A 13,140-nucleotide genomic window follows, 5' to 3' on the forward strand; every position below is an offset into this window, starting at 1 on the left:
ACCGCATGGGCCGGTGAATCGTTTGCGCCGTGACTACCCGGCGCTCGGCGCCACCGAGCTGGCCGCGCTGGTCCGCGCCGGGCTGATCGCCCCGCAGGCCCCGGTCGAGGTGGCCCTGGCCCGGCTGCGGGAGACCGACGGCGCGCTGCGGGCCTTCACCTCCTGCTGGCCGGACTGGGCCGCGCACCGGGCCGGCCTGGTCGGCCGGGCGCTCGCCCGCGGCGCCGAGCTGCCGCTGGCCGGTGTGCCGATCGCGGTCAAGTCGGGCAGCGGCGTCACGGCGCCCACGACCCGTCGGCTGCTCGCCGCGGGGGCCATCGTGATCGGGACGACGGCGGTGCCGGTCCGTGCCGCGCATCCCTGGCAGACCTGGGGTCACACCACCCGGGGCCCGACGGTGAACCCGTGGCGGCCCGATCGGGTGCCCGGCGGCTCGTCGGCCGGCTCGGCGGTCGCCGTCGCAAGCGGGGTCGTCCCCCTTGCCACCGCTGGTGACGGCGCCGGCTCCACCCGCATCCCCGCGGCCTGGTGCGGGGTGGTCGGGCTCAAGCCGACCAGCGGCCGCTTCCCCGGCCCCGACCGCGCCGGCCTGACCGTCCCCGGCCCGATCGTCCGCCGCGGCGCCGACGCGGCCGCCTGGTGGGCGGTCGTCGCCGGCGCCCGCGAGTTGCCGACTGCGCTGCCTGCCGCGGGCAGTGGGCTGGCTGGCAGTGGGCTGGTCGGCGGGGAGTCGGCTGGCGGGAAGTCGTCGGCGGCGGGAGGCGAGCCGGTTCCCGGCCTTTATCCCCCGCTTGGCGTCGATCCGCTCAATCCGCTCAATCCGCTCGATCCATTTGATCCATTTGATCCGCTGCCGGTCGACGCGGCCGGGGGCGCTCGGGCGCGCGGCGGCGGCCTGCGCAAAGCCGGCAGCCACGGGCAGGACGCCGGCAGCCACGGGCAGGACGCCGGCAGCCACGGGCAGGACGGTGGGCGGCTCGGAATCGCCGTCTGGTCGGCGACGCTTGGCTTTGCCAGTCCCGAGCCCGAGGTGGCCGCCGTGAGCCGGGCCGCCGCCGACCGGCTTGCCGCCGCCGGCGTGCTGAGCTGGGCGGAGGTGCCCGTCGAGCTGCTCGACCCGGAGGAGGCGTGGACGGCGCTGCGGACGGTGCCGGCAGCCCCTGGGACAGCGTCCGCCGCTGGGACGGCGCCTGCCTCGACCGCGGCCGTCGCGGCCGTGCGCGCGCACAACGATCGATGCCTCTCGGCCGTGCTGGCTCGGGCGGACGTGCTGCTCACGCCGACCACGCCCAACCGGCCGCATCCGCACGCGGGTCCCGGCACGGTCCGCAGCGTGAGCCTGACGTGGGCGTTCAACCTCAGCGGGCAGCCGGCGGTGAGCGTGCCCGCGGGCTTCACCGCCGACGGCTGCCCGGTCGGACTCCAGATCGTCGGCCGTCATGGCGAGGAGAGCCGTCTGCTGCGCCTCGTCGCCGCGCTCGAACTCCTCGCCCCCTGGCCGTCGCCGGGGCGGGACCGGTGGGCCGGTTAGGCGGGCCGGCGAGCCGAGGCGATCAGGTGGATGCCGATGGACTCGCCCTCGCGTTCGGCGGAGAGCTCCACCTCCGTGCGCACGAGGGTGGGAAAGCAGGAGACGTCCTCGGCCACGGCCCGCTTGACCGCCTCGGCGGACAGCACCGTGCGCGGACGGATCCACTGGACGTCGAAGCCGGCGCTGGTCAGCAGGGCCCGCAGTTCCTCCGGCCAGAAACACCGGGTGATCGTGCGTCCTCGGCGGGCACGAGCACGACGTCGGCGCGAGGCACGTCGGACAGTTCCGCCCAGCGATGCTGCTCGGCGAGGCGGGCGAGGCCGAGCAGGAGCGAGTCGACGCAGAGCAGCAGCCGCCCGCCCGGGCGCAGCATGCTGTGGATCTCGTCGAGGGTCGTCTCCGTGGCCAGGCAGAACGACAGCGCCCGCGCCTCGGCGAGCACCGCGTCGAACGAGCCGGGGGAGAACCAGTCCAGCGAGCGGGCGTCGCCCACGACCGGCAGCAGCGCGCCCGGACCGACGGCCGGGTCGGCCGGCTCGGCCTGGGCCACCACCCGCACGACCTGGTGACCGGCGGTCACCATCTGGCGGGCGAAGCGGGCCCGTGGGCCGGAGACGTCGAGCACCCGTGCCGGCTGCGCCGGCAGCCACTCCCGCAGCTGGGCCGACGCGACCTCCTCGTAGAAGGCCCAGTACGGATCATCACTGTCTGCTGGAGCCTCGCAGACCAGGGTGTTCGCTCGTCCACGAGGCGGGCCCGGGTCGGCGTCGGGGCCAGGCAGCATGAAGCTTTCCTACCCTTCGGGAGGCGATGATGCGAGGCAAGTCACACACTCGAGGTGGAAGTCTGACAGATTCCACGCTCGACCACGCTGTGTCCTTCCCTGCTGTGTCGGATCGATGCACGCCGGCCCCGCCACCGCCCGACGCCGGCGCCGAGCCGGCGCCGGTCGACGGTGCCTGCATAGCTGTGGACGGTGGGCGGCTGCGGGTGGTTCCCGGGACCGGCGCGTCGATCGTGATGTTCCTGCACGGCGCCGGCAGCGGCGTCGACACGCCCCTGTTCGACGCCCTGGCCGCCCGGCTGGGTGCCGCCGGGGTGGGGGTGGCCCGCTTGGAGATGCCCTACCGGGTGGCCGGGCGCCGCGCCCCGGACCGGCCGGCCCGCCTCGACGCGGTGGCCATCGCCGCGGTCGAGGCGCTCGGGACGCCGCGCCCGCTGGCCCTCGCCGGGGTGTCGATGGGTTCGCGGGTGGCCGTCCGGGTCGCCGCGGGGACCGGCGCCCGCGGGGTGCTCGCCCTGGGCTTCCCGCTGCAGCCGCCGGGCACCACCGCGGCGGGCCGGCCGAAGCCGTCCCGGCAGGAGGAGCTCGACGGCGCCGGTGTGCCCGTCCTCGTCGTCCAGGGTGACCGGGATTCGTTCGGCCGCCCGGCGCCGGATCCGGCGCTCGATCGACGGGTGAGCCTCGTCGCGGGCGGTGACCATTCCTTCCGCACCCGGGTGCGGGACGGCCGGCCGGCCGGCGAGGCCGTCGCCGAGGCCGCCCGGGTGGGCGCCGCGTTCCTGCTCGACCGGTTGGGCCCGCCGGCCCCGGCGCGGGAATCAGCGGCGGGGTGATCGGCGTTGGGTCCCATGTCAGACGAGGTCACGGAGGTCTCATGACTCCTGCGAACGCCGTGTACAGGCGGCCGTCGGCGCAGCCGGGACATGTTCCACAATGGCCCCCTGCGGCCGTCGTGCCGATGCGCGCTGAGGCCGTGGCCGGGGTATCGTCCGCTCCGGAGAGACGGTCCGGTTCCGTCCGGTCCGGCACCCGGAGCGCGGAGCGGGCCGTCGGGGAGCATGACGGTGAGGGAGTGATCCTGGTCGACGAGACCACCGAGGAGCGGGGCGCGCGGTTCGAGCGCGACGCCCTCCCGTACCTCGACCAGCTGTATGCGGCCGCCCTGCGGATGACCCGCAATCCGGCCGACGCGGAGGACCTCGTCCAGGAGACCTTCGTCAAGGCGTTCGCGGCCTTCCACCAGTTCCAGGAGGGCACGAACCTCAAGGCGTGGCTCTACCGGATCCTGACCAACACCTTCATCAACACCTACCGCAAGCGGCAGCGGCAGCCGTTGCAGAGCCCGACCGAACAGGTCGAGGACTGGCAGCTCGCCGAGGCCGAGTCGCACACGTCCAGTGGCCTGAAGAGCGCCGAGACCGAGGCGCTGGAGCATCTGCCCGACAGCGACATCAAGGACGCGTTGCAGGCGTTGCCGGAGGACTTCCGGATGGCGGTGTACCTCGCCGACGTCGAGGGCTTCGCGTACAAGGAGATCGCGGAGATCATGGGCACGCCGATCGGGACCGTGATGTCCCGGCTGCACCGTGGCCGCCGAGGTCTGCGCAAGTCCCTGGAGAAGTACGCGGCGGATCGCGGGCTGGTGGGGGCCGGGTCCGCTGACGGCGAGGGTGGAGCGTCGTGAGCTGCGGTGGTGAGCACGAGATCGACTGCCGGAAGGTTCTGGACGCGGTCTTCCTGTACCTCGACGGCGAGTGCGACGGGGGGCAGCACACTCTCATTCGGGCCCATCTCGACGAGTGCTCCCCGTGCCTGCGCGAGTTCGGCGTGGAACACGAGGTGAAGATGCTCGTCGCCCGCAAGTGCGGGGGGGAGCGGGCGCCGGACTCGCTGCGGAGCAGCGTCCTGGCCCGGCTCCGCTCGGCCCGGGTCGAGGCGGACGCCACCGAGTTCCGACCCGAGTAGCGGCTCGGCGCCCGGGAGCGGGCCCCGCAGCGGGGCCCGCTCCGCTCGACGCTCGGCGTCCCGCGGTCACGCCCAGCGGTCCCGCGGGGTACAGGAAGCGCCCAGGCCTGCGGGCTAGTGTCCTGCGTCGTGCGCATCCTCGTCACCGGCGCGGCCGGCTTCATCGGTTCCACCGTCACCGACCGGCTGCTGGCCGACGGTCACAGCGTCGTCGGCGTCGACGACCTGTCCACCGGCCGGCTGGCCAACCTCACCGCCGCGGCGGCGGAGCCCCGCTTCTCCTTCGAGCAGCTCGACGTCACCTCGCCCGAGCTGCCCGCCCTCGTCGGCCGGGTGCAACCCGAGGTGGTCGCGCACCTGGCGGCCCAGATCGACGTCCGGGTCAGCGTCGCCGACCCGCTGCGCGACGCCCGGCAGAACGTCCTCGGCACGATCAACGTCCTCGAGGCCAGCCGCCTCGCCGGCACATCCAAGGTCATCCATACCTCGTCCGGCGGGTCGATCTACGGCTCGCCCGCGCGGCTGCCGGTCGACGAGACCGCGCCGGTCGTGCCCGAGTCGCCGTACGCCGCGGGCAAGGCCGCCGGCGAGCTGTATCTCAGCGTCTACCGGGCGACCCATGGCCTGGCCTCGACCGCCCTGGCGCTGGCCAACGTCTACGGGCCGCGGCAGGACCCGCACGGCGAGGCGGGCGTCGTGGCCATCTTCGGGACGGCCATGCTGGCCGGGCGTCAGGCGAAGATCTTCGGTGACGGCACCGCGAGCCGGGACTACGTGTTCGTGGGCGACGTGGCCGAGGCGTTCGCCCGGGTGCTGCCGGTGGACGTCGCCAGCGGCGTCCGGCTCAACATCGGCACCGGCGTCGAGACCACCGTGCGGGAGCTGCACAGCCGGATCGCCGCGATCGTCGGCGTGCCCGACACCCCGCTGGCGGCTCCGGCGCGCCCCGGCGAGCTGGCCCGCATCGCCCTGGCCGTGCGCCTGGCCGAGCGGCTGGTGGGCTGGCGACCCACGGTCGATCTCGACGAGGGGCTGGCGCGCACCATCGCCTGGCTGCGCCAGCAGATCGTCGCCGCGGCCTGAGCGGCGCCTGGCGGCGGGCCGTGTCCACACGGCCCGCCGGGCTGCTCAGGTGTTCGGGCGCTTGCCGTGGTTGGCCTTGCTCTTGGCCCGCGCGCGCCGCTTGCGCTTCTTCTTCGCCATGGCGTCCTCCCCTCCATCAGTCGGATGTGGAGTCATCGTGCCAGCCCGGGCCGGCGGGTGGTGACCGACCTGCCCGCGTGGCCGCCCCCGCCCTCGTCGTCCCCGTCGTCCCCGTCACGGTCGACCTGCCCGACCTGCCCGACCTGCCCGTCCGCGGCGGCCACGGGATCGCTGTCCGGTGGGTCGCCGTCGAACAGGTCGTTGGTGTAGGGATCGTCGTCGGGATCATCCCAACCGGCGTGCCCGTCGTAGCCGGTCAGCCCGTCCGCGCCGCCATATCCCGGCGGCGGTGCGCCGGTCAGCGCCCCCTGACGCCGGGCCTGCAGCGTGCGCCACGCCCGCACCGGGGTCACCGCCCCGAACAGCCCGAGCGCCGCGGCGATCGCCACGTCGCCGATGCTCACCACCGCCGGCACTCCCGGGAAGGGCAACGGGATGATGTCGCTGAGCAGCCGCAGGCTCGTGCCATCCCCGGCGGGGGAGTGAAAGGCCGAGGCAAGGATGTCGTCGATCGGGACGCCGGCCCGGTCGGCCCCCCACAGCGACACCGGCATCTGCCCGCCGTTCGCGGTGATGACGGCAGCGTTGGCGATGATGCCGGTCACCAGCAGCCCGAGTCCGGGCAGCCGGTTGTTCATCCCGGCGAACAGCGCGGCGAGCACCGCCGCCACGATCCAGGCGGGGCTGTGCAGAGCCGGGACGAGCCCGCCCACCGCCAGTACCAGGATCACCGCGGCGAACAACCACGGGCGCAGGACATGGACGCGGGCGAGGGCGCCGAGGGTTCCGCCGCGGGCCAGGCCGACGCCCAGCCCGCACACCAGGGTCAGCACGAGAAGTACGAGCACATGCGTAGTCTGCGGGGTTACGGCAAACAGTCCCAACACCGGGCGGTCGAGTCGCCTCTGCGCTGTGGTGCGAACACACCTGTGGGCGAGGGGCATTGGTCAGGGTGACCGGTGGCACTAGGCTCTTGGCAGGTTCGAACCGCCGCTGAAGGGAGCCCGATGGTCGAGGAAGTCCGCGCGGAGATGGTGGCCAACGTCTGGAAGGTCGTCGTCGGTGTGGGTGACCCGGTGGCCGCCGGCGACGCCCTCGTCATCCTCGACTCCATGAAGATGGAGATCCCGGTGATCAGCGAGGACGGCGGCACGGTCGCCCGGATCGCGGTCCAGGAGGGCGACGTCGTCCAGGACGGCGACCTGATCGCCGTGGTCGAGCCGGTCGCCGCCGGCTGAAGCCCCGCTCGGCCCACTCCACTCGGCCCGGTCGCCGACCCCGCCGGGGTCCGCCGCGAGCCGCTTGATGCCCGGCCCCGCTGTCCGCTGTGGGCTGGGTCGCGCCATGCCCTAAGCTGACGTTCGTGGACGCTTCGTTCTGTGACCGTTGCGGTCAGTTGGCCAGTGTGGGCAGTCATGAGGCGTGCGCGCGGGCCCGTGAGCTCGAACCACCGCGTTACTGCCGGGTCTGCCGGCGGCGGATGGTGGTGCAGGTGACCCCGGCGGGCTGGTCGGCGCGCTGCACCGAGCACGGCCTCATGACGGCCACCAACGCCTGAATCCGCGCAGCCCCCGGCCAGAGCCCGCGCGCCGCGCGCGGGCCGGCCGGGGGCGGGCAGCGTCCTACAGGGTGGCCTGCAGAGACTTGATCGGCATGCTCAGGTCGGCGAGCATCTTCAGGTCGGACTCGGCCGGCCGGCCCAGCGTCGTCAGGTAGTTCCCGACGATCACCGCGTTGATGCCACCGAGCATCCCCTGCGCCTCCAGGTCGCCCAGGGTGATCTCCCGGCCGCCCGAGTAGCGCAGGATCGTCCGGGGCAGGGCCAGGCGGAACGCGGCGATGGCGCGCAGCGCGTCGCGCGGCTCGACCGGCGGGTAGTCGCCGAAGGGCGTGCCCGGCCGCGGGTTGAGAAAGTTCAGCGGCACCTCGTCGGGCTCCAGGACGGCGAGCTGGGCGGCGAGCTCGGCCCGCTGCTCCAGCGACTCCCCGACTCCCAGGATCGCGCCGCAGCACAGCTCCATGCCGGCCGCGCGCACCATCTCGCAGGTCTCCCAGCGCTCCTCCCAGCTGTGGGTGGTGACGACCTTGGGGAAGTGCGAGCGGGACGTCTCGAGATTGTGGTTGTACCGGTGCACCCCGAGCTCGGTGAGCTCGTCGACCTGTTCCTGGGTCAGCATGCCCAGCGAACAGGCAATGTTGATCTCGACGGCCGCGCGGATGGCCGCGACCCCCTCGCGGACCTGGGACATGAGCCGGGCGTCGGGCCCGCGAACGGCCGCGACGATGCAGAACTCGGTGGCGCCGGTCGCCGCGGTCTGGCGGGCCGCCTCGACCAGCGAGGGCACGTCGAGCCACGCCGAGCGCACCGGCGAGTCGAACTTGCCCGACTGCGAGCAGAAGTGGCAGTCCTCCGGGCAGCCGCCCGTCTTCAGGCTGATGATGCCCTCGACCTCGACCTCCGGCCCGCACCAGCGCATCCGGACCTCGTGCGCGAGCGCCAGCGCCTCGTTGAGGTACTCGTCCGGCAGCCGCAGGACGGCGAGCACGCCCGCCTCGTCGAGTCCCCGCCCGCCCTCGAGCACCTCACGCCGGGCGTGGGCGAGCAGGGCGGCCGGGTCCGGCCCGGCGGCGGCCGGCGCCTGCGGGGACACCGTCGCCGAAACGGGGTGCGCGGTCACGGGTGCGGTCACAGGGGGCCTCCAGGCGGGACGTCGGCAGGGGAAATGCGCTCGGTGCGGGGTTGACTCGTCGTCGGGTGGGCTGGTCGAACCAGCCTCTCGGGTCGGCTTGTCGGGTCTTCTCGGGTCGGCTTGTCGGGTCTTCTCGGGTCGGCTTGTCGGGTCTTCTCGGGTCAGCGTGTCGTCAGATCGGTCGGAGTGCGCATCCATTGTCGAACCCGGGCCCGTTCCGCCGCCTTGTTTTCCCGCGCGACGTCGGGCACGTTCGTCACCCGTCCGGCCCCTGGCGCGCTGAGCAGGCCGCCCTGCGCCGCCCCGTCACCGGCCACCGTCTCCCGCCGCCGCCCCGACTCCCTCGCCTTTCCATAGGGACAATTCGGGCGCGCAGGGCTGTGGAAAGGCAAGGAAACGGCCTCACACGGGGTGGCGTTCACGGAACTGCTGTGCACGGAAGGTACCGCCGAGGGCGGGTTCGAGTGACTGCCGGGCCGTCGCGAGGAACTCGGGCCGGCCCAGCAGGGCGGCGCCCGCCGGCAGGGCCCCGGCCAGCGGCCGGCCGGCCAGCTCGGCCAGGTCGGCCAGGTTGCTGCGGCAGGCCAGATCCGGCTCGCGCGGCCAGGATCCGATCACGACGCCGGCGAGGTCGAGGCCGCGGTGGGCCAGCGCCTCCAGGGTCAGCGCGGTCGCGTTCAGCGCGCCGAGACCCGCCGTCGTCACGACGAGCACCGGCGCCGAGAGCAGCCGGGCGAGATCGGCCAGGGTGGCGCCGTTGTCGTCGTAGCGCACCAGCAGCCCGCCGGCCCCCTCGACGAGGACGAGGTCGTGGTCGGTGGCGAGCTTGCCGATCCGGGCCGCCAGATCGCCGAGGTCGACGGCGGGCCGCCCGGCTCGGCGGGCGGCGGCCGCCGGGGCGAGCGGGTCGGGGTAGCGGGCCAGCTCGTGGACGTCGCTGATCCCGGCAAGGCTGGCGACCAGATCGACGTCTCCCAGCTCGTCCGGCCGCACCCCGGTCTGCGCCGGCTTGACCACCGCGACGGCGTGGCCCCGGTCGTGGGCGAGCGCGGCGAGCGCCGCGGTCACCACCGTCTTGCCGACCTCGGTGCCGGTGCCGGTGACCACCAGCAGCGTCATCGGGCGAGCACCCCGGCGGCGGCGAACGCCTCGGTCGCGACTGCCAGGTCGGCGTCGCTGAGGTCGGCGCGGGCGGCCAGCCGCAGCCGGCTCGTGCCCGCGGGCACCGTCGGCGGCCGGAAGCAGCCGACGGCCACCCCGTGCGCCAGGCAGGTCGCCGCCGCGGCCACCGCGGGCTCCGGCTCGCCGACGACGACCGAGACGACCGCGCCGGCCGGGCGCGGTGCCCCGGTGAGCGCGGCGAGCTCGCCGGCCCGGCGCCGGACCGCGGCGGGCAGCTCCGGATGGGCCCGCAGGTGCACCAGCGCCGCCAGCGCCCCGCCGGCGCTCGCCGGGGCGAGGCCGGTGTCGAAGATGAAGGTGCGGGCCGTGTCGATGAGATGCTCGCGGACGGCCGTCGTGCCGAGAACCGCGCCACCCTGTCCGCCGAGCGCCTTCGACAGGGTGACCGTGGCCACCACGTCCGGCTGGCCGGCGAGCCCGGCGGCGGCCAGCGCGCCGCGCCCGCCCGGGCCGACCACGCCGAGCCCGTGCGCCTCGTCGACGACGAGGACCGCGCCGTGCGCGCGGGCCGTGGCGTGCAGCTCGGCCAGGGGGGCGGCGTCGCCGTCGGCGGAGAACACCGACTCGGTCACCACGAGCGCGCGGCGCCAGCCGCCGGCGGCGAGGGCGGCGGCCACGGCGGCGACGTCGCCGTGCGGGGTGACGGCCACCCGCGCCCGGGACAGCCGGCAGGCGTCGACGATCGAGGCGTGGTTGAGCGCGTCAGAGACGATCAGGTCACCGGGGCCGGCCAGCCCGGTCAGGCAGCCCAGGTTCGCCGTGTAGCCGGAGGAGAAGACCAGCGCCTCGGCAAAGCCCACGTGCTCGGCGAGGGCCGCCTCCAGCTCGCCGTGCAGGGCGGTCGACCCGGTCACCAGCCGGCTGCCGGTGGACCCCGTGCCCCACGCCCGCAGGGCGCGCGCAGCCCCCTCGACGACCGCGGGATGGCCGCCGAGACCGAGGTAGTCGTTGCCGGCGAGGTCGACGCGTAGCCGGGAGTCGCCCGCGGCCGGCGCCAGGGTGCGTGGGTGCAGCCGGCGGCGCAGGCCGGCGTCCTCCCGGGCCCGGGCATGATCGGCGAGCCAGGCGAGCGGATCGGCGGTGGGCGGCCCGCCGGTGGGCTCCGTGGTGGTATTCGCTACGCTCGTGGCGGTTTGCGACTCCATGCGCGTATCGGGAACCACGGCCGCGGTGGCGTTGTCGACGGTCACGACGGCGAGCGTACGGGTCCGGACGGTACCGCGGGGGTGCCCGCCAGCTCACAGCCCCGGTCCGTCTGGCAGTCTGCGACCCGTGGGAACCCTCGCCGACATGCTGCGCGCGAGCACGGATCTCAGCGACGACGACATCGACCACCTGCACGCGCTCGTCGCGGACTGGGCTCTGCTCGCCGACCTCTCCTTCGCTGACCTGCTGCTCCTCGTGCCCGTCCGTTCCGGTTCGGGCTCGGGCCGGGGCCATACCAGCGGGACCGAGTTCCTCGTCGTGGCCCAGGTCCGACCCACGACCGGCCCGACCGCGTACCACAACGACGAGGTCGGCAGCGTCGTCATCAACCGGTGGGTGGTCCAGAACGCCTGGCGGGAACACCGCATCGCCCGCGAGGGCGAACCCGAGTGGGACGGCGGGGTGCCGGTGCGCACGGAGGCGATCCCGGTCCGCCACGGTGACGAGGTCATCGCCGTGCTCGCCCGGGACACCAACCTGGTCAATCCTCGCACCCCCAGCGACCTGGAGTCCTCCTACCTACAGGGCGCGAACAACCTGGCCCTGATGGTCGCCGAGGGCGCCTTCCCGTTCCGCGGGAGCTCGGCCGAGCTGCCCGAGTCGCCCCGGGTCGGCGACGGGATGATGCGGCTGGACGGCGCCGGCAAAGTGATCTTCGCCAGCCCGAACGCGCTGTCGGCGTACCGCCGGCTCGGATACACCGGCAACGTCACCGGTGAGGACCTGCGCACGGTGCACCGGGCGCTGAACCTGCCCGCGACCACGCCCGCCGTCTGGCACGCGATCGGCCGGCGCCGACCGGTGGAGGTCGAGGCCGCGGTCGGCAGCACGGTGGTGATGCTGCGGGCGATCCCGCTGTTCCCCGGCGCCACGCGGGAGGTGCTCGTCCTCGTCCGGGACGTCTCGGACCTGCGCCGGCGGGAGGCGCTGCTGCTGAGCAAGGATGCCACGATCCGTGAGATCCATCACAGGGTCAAGAACAATCTCCAGACGGTGGCCGCCCTGCTGCGGCTGCAGATGCGCCGTACCAAGGTCGACGAGGCGCGGTCGGCCCTGCGGGAGTCGGTGCGGCGGGTGACCTCGATCGCGGTCGTGCACGAGACGCTGTCGCAGAGCCTGGGAGAGAGCGTGCCGTTCGACGAGATCGCCGACCAGATCACGTCGGTGACCGTCGACCTGGCGTCCACCGGCGCGCGGGCGAACACCCGCCGGTCGGGGTCCTTCGGGCGGCTGCCCGGCGAACTCGCCACCCCGCTGGCCCTTGTGCTTTCGGAGCTTCTGCAGAATGCTGTAGAACATGCGTTCGATGGCTCGGCGGGCTCGATCGAGATCCGCGTGCAGCGTGCGGTGGACCGGCTCGACGTCGTCGTCGCCGACGACGGGGCCGGCCTGCCGGAGGACTTCCAGCTCGAGCACTCGCCCCGGCTGGGGCTGCAGATCGTCCGCCAGCTCGTGCTCGGTGAGATGCACGGCACCATCCGGTTGCAGGCCGGTCCGGAGCGAGGGACCGAGGCGCTCCTGTCCATCCCACTTTCTGAAAGTTGAGTGTTTAAGGTGCGCGCGCGGGGGTATCCCCCAGGATGTGTCCCTCGTTCGCGGTCGGTGTGGCGATGCGCCGCGCCCGTGGGTGGGGCTCGCGGCCGGCCGCCCGGGCGCCGCGGCGGGGGCCGAAAACATTACGGCCGCCCCGTCCGCGTCGCGCCGCATCGCTGCGGCGGACGCGCGGACAGAACGGCCGATGCTGCTGCCCGCCACCCCCGTGCCAGGGCACGGGTCATGGCGTGGCGTCGTGCGGGGACCGCTGTGGTCCGCCGATGGTGCGAGGTCCGGCGGGCAGGATCTACCGCGGGTGGTTGTGGTGATGCGGACGTGGCACGTCCTTCGTGCTCCCCGGTCCTTGGCGCTCGGCCACCGGGGGTCGAGCACTCAGGCGGTTCGCACCCGCAGACGGACCTGGCGCTTGAGCGCCCGGCGTTCGTCCTCGCTCAATCCGCCCCAGACGCCGGAGTCCTGCCCGGTGTCCAGTGCCCAGTTCAGGCAGTCACTAGTGACTGCGCACCGCGCGCAAACGGCCTTTGCCTCTTCGACCTGGCGTTCCGCCGGACCGGTAGTACCGATCGGGAAGAAGAGCTCGGGATCCTCGTCACGGCAGAGCGCTCTGTGGCGCCAGTCCATGCGTCCAACTCCCTCTCTCGTCTCGGGCCACACTGCACATGAGACGCTTTGCGAGCCGCTACGGTTGTGCCGCGGATGAAAATTAAATGAGCAGGATGTCTGCTCGGCCCCGGCGGCGGGCCGTGGAGCGGGTTCCTGGCTGTCGGTGAGCCCGGGTGCACGTGCATCCACCTCGGACATTCGCCACCCTCCCACCGGAACGGGCAGGGGCGCAAGAACCTGCAACCGTCTTCACACCCTGTCTGGCCTGCACTTGTCCGGCAGGGACACAGATGGGCCACGGGGTGCGACCGTCTCCGACGGTTGCTGAAGCGCCACAGAAGTCCTGGTTGACAGGGGATGCGGTGGCATGACCCGACCGCCGTCGGGGCCGTCCGCAAGGCGCACGGCGGGTTCTTCCCGAT

The 13,140-nt window shown here is 73.8% G+C and carries 14 protein-coding genes and 1 pseudogene; 8 read left to right on the forward strand and 7 right to left on the reverse strand.

From position 1 onward, the window contains the following. Nucleotides 1-13: 13 nt before the first annotated feature. Nucleotides 14-1,531, forward strand: a complete 1,518-nt coding sequence (locus FRAQA3DRAFT_RS26615) for an amidase (protein ID WP_009742153.1) — start codon at nt 14-16, stop codon at nt 1,529-1,531. Here the strand turns inward: FRAQA3DRAFT_RS26615 and FRAQA3DRAFT_RS26620 are convergent. Beyond that, nucleotides 1,528-2,315: pseudogene (locus FRAQA3DRAFT_RS26620) on the reverse strand (class I SAM-dependent methyltransferase). The gene FRAQA3DRAFT_RS26615 and the pseudogene FRAQA3DRAFT_RS26620 overlap by 4 nt on opposite strands. A 29-nt stretch (nt 2,316-2,344) precedes the next feature. Here FRAQA3DRAFT_RS26620 and FRAQA3DRAFT_RS26625 point away from each other — a divergent pair. From FRAQA3DRAFT_RS26625 to FRAQA3DRAFT_RS26640, 4 genes are all read left to right on the forward strand, one after another. Then, nucleotides 2,345-3,148 carry an alpha/beta family hydrolase gene (locus FRAQA3DRAFT_RS26625; protein WP_009742154.1) on the forward strand — a complete coding sequence of 268 codons (804 nt, stop codon included), beginning with the start codon at nt 2,345-2,347 and terminating at the stop codon, nt 3,146-3,148. 41 nt (nt 3,149-3,189) lie between these two features. After that, nucleotides 3,190-3,999 carry a sigma-70 family RNA polymerase sigma factor gene (locus tag FRAQA3DRAFT_RS26630; RefSeq protein ID WP_009742155.1) on the forward strand — a complete coding sequence of 270 codons (810 nt, stop codon included), beginning with the start codon at nt 3,190-3,192 and terminating at the stop codon, nt 3,997-3,999. Next, a complete protein-coding gene (rsrA, locus tag FRAQA3DRAFT_RS26635) occupies nt 3,996-4,280 on the forward strand; it encodes a mycothiol system anti-sigma-R factor (protein WP_009742156.1) in 285 nt (94 codons plus the stop codon). The genes FRAQA3DRAFT_RS26630 and rsrA overlap by 4 nt, the downstream gene beginning before the upstream one ends. A 129-nt stretch (nt 4,281-4,409) precedes the next feature. Continuing rightward, nucleotides 4,410-5,363 carry an NAD-dependent epimerase/dehydratase family protein gene (locus tag FRAQA3DRAFT_RS26640; RefSeq protein ID WP_035923566.1) on the forward strand — a complete coding sequence of 318 codons (954 nt, stop codon included), beginning with the start codon at nt 4,410-4,412 and terminating at the stop codon, nt 5,361-5,363. A 45-nt stretch (nt 5,364-5,408) separates the two neighbouring features. Here the strand turns inward: FRAQA3DRAFT_RS26640 and FRAQA3DRAFT_RS38980 are convergent, their stop codons facing one another. Further along, entirely contained in the window at nt 5,409-5,483 is a 75-nt protein-coding gene (locus FRAQA3DRAFT_RS38980) for a 50S ribosomal protein bL37 (protein ID WP_369299096.1), read from the reverse strand. Nucleotides 5,484-5,515: 32 nt separating this feature from the next. Next, a complete protein-coding gene (locus tag FRAQA3DRAFT_RS26645; protein WP_232291782.1) occupies nt 5,516-6,331 on the reverse strand; it encodes a DUF5317 domain-containing protein in 816 nt (271 codons plus the stop codon). A 159-nt stretch (nt 6,332-6,490) separates the two neighbouring features. Between FRAQA3DRAFT_RS26645 and FRAQA3DRAFT_RS26650 the strand changes: the two genes are divergently transcribed. Beyond that, on the forward strand, nt 6,491-6,721 hold the full coding sequence (locus tag FRAQA3DRAFT_RS26650) for a biotin/lipoyl-binding carrier protein (RefSeq protein ID WP_009742160.1): 231 nt from the start codon (nt 6,491-6,493) through the stop codon (nt 6,719-6,721). Between the two features lie 125 nt (nt 6,722-6,846). Then, nucleotides 6,847-7,041 (forward strand): hypothetical protein, encoded by a 195-nt coding sequence (locus FRAQA3DRAFT_RS38985; RefSeq protein ID WP_009742161.1) that lies wholly within the window; start codon nt 6,847-6,849, stop codon nt 7,039-7,041. Between the two features lie 64 nt (nt 7,042-7,105). Here the strand turns inward: FRAQA3DRAFT_RS38985 and bioB are convergent, their stop codons facing one another. The 3 genes from bioB to FRAQA3DRAFT_RS26665 form a co-directional block, all read right to left on the reverse strand. Then, on the reverse strand, nt 7,106-8,173 hold the full coding sequence (gene bioB, locus FRAQA3DRAFT_RS26655) for a biotin synthase BioB (RefSeq protein ID WP_009742162.1): 1,068 nt from the start codon (nt 8,171-8,173) through the stop codon (nt 7,106-7,108). 402 nt (nt 8,174-8,575) lie between these two features. Then, on the reverse strand, nt 8,576-9,292 hold the full coding sequence (bioD, locus tag FRAQA3DRAFT_RS26660) for a dethiobiotin synthase (protein WP_009742163.1): 717 nt from the start codon (nt 9,290-9,292) through the stop codon (nt 8,576-8,578). Continuing rightward, the gene (locus FRAQA3DRAFT_RS26665) at nt 9,289-10,500 is read right to left on the reverse strand and encodes an 8-amino-7-oxononanoate synthase (RefSeq protein ID WP_051054647.1); all 1,212 of its coding nucleotides are present in this window, start codon (nt 10,498-10,500) and stop codon (nt 9,289-9,291) included. Before FRAQA3DRAFT_RS26665 ends, bioD begins: the two co-directional genes overlap by 4 nt. A 145-nt stretch (nt 10,501-10,645) precedes the next feature. Between FRAQA3DRAFT_RS26665 and FRAQA3DRAFT_RS26670 the strand changes: the two genes are divergently transcribed. After that, complete coding sequence (locus FRAQA3DRAFT_RS26670; RefSeq protein WP_009742165.1) at nt 10,646-12,106, forward strand: sensor histidine kinase; 1,461 nt, start codon at nt 10,646-10,648, stop codon at nt 12,104-12,106. Nucleotides 12,107-12,487: 381 nt separating this feature from the next. On the opposite strand, the gene FRAQA3DRAFT_RS26675 is transcribed toward FRAQA3DRAFT_RS26670, so the two are convergent. Continuing rightward, nucleotides 12,488-12,736 carry a WhiB family transcriptional regulator gene (locus FRAQA3DRAFT_RS26675; protein WP_009742166.1) on the reverse strand — a complete coding sequence of 83 codons (249 nt, stop codon included), beginning with the start codon at nt 12,734-12,736 and terminating at the stop codon, nt 12,488-12,490. Between the last annotated feature and the right edge of the window lie 404 nt (nt 12,737-13,140).

This window comes from Frankia sp. QA3 (assembly GCF_000262465.1).
Lineage (GTDB): Bacteria > Actinomycetota > Actinomycetes > Frankiales > Frankiaceae > Frankia.

What these genes read in the sequence shown, in the direction of transcription:
- FRAQA3DRAFT_RS26625 (WP_009742154.1), top strand. Translation starts at nt 2,345, where the DNA reads ATGCGAGGCAAGTCACACACTCGAGGTGGAAGTCTGACAGATTCCACG.
- FRAQA3DRAFT_RS26630 (WP_009742155.1), top strand. Translation starts at nt 3,190, where the DNA reads ATGACTCCTGCGAACGCCGTGTACAGGCGGCCGTCGGCGCAGCCGGGA.
- FRAQA3DRAFT_RS26650 (WP_009742160.1), top strand. Translation starts at nt 6,491, where the DNA reads ATGGTCGAGGAAGTCCGCGCGGAGATGGTGGCCAACGTCTGGAAGGTC.
- bioD (WP_009742163.1), bottom strand. Translation starts at nt 9,292, where the DNA reads ATGACGCTGCTGGTGGTCACCGGCACCGGCACCGAGGTCGGCAAGACG.
- FRAQA3DRAFT_RS26665 (WP_051054647.1), bottom strand. Translation starts at nt 10,500, where the DNA reads ATGGAGTCGCAAACCGCCACGAGCGTAGCGAATACCACCACGGAGCCC.
- FRAQA3DRAFT_RS26670 (WP_009742165.1), top strand. Translation starts at nt 10,646, where the DNA reads ATGCTGCGCGCGAGCACGGATCTCAGCGACGACGACATCGACCACCTG.
- FRAQA3DRAFT_RS26675 (WP_009742166.1), bottom strand. Translation starts at nt 12,736, where the DNA reads ATGGACTGGCGCCACAGAGCGCTCTGCCGTGACGAGGATCCCGAGCTC.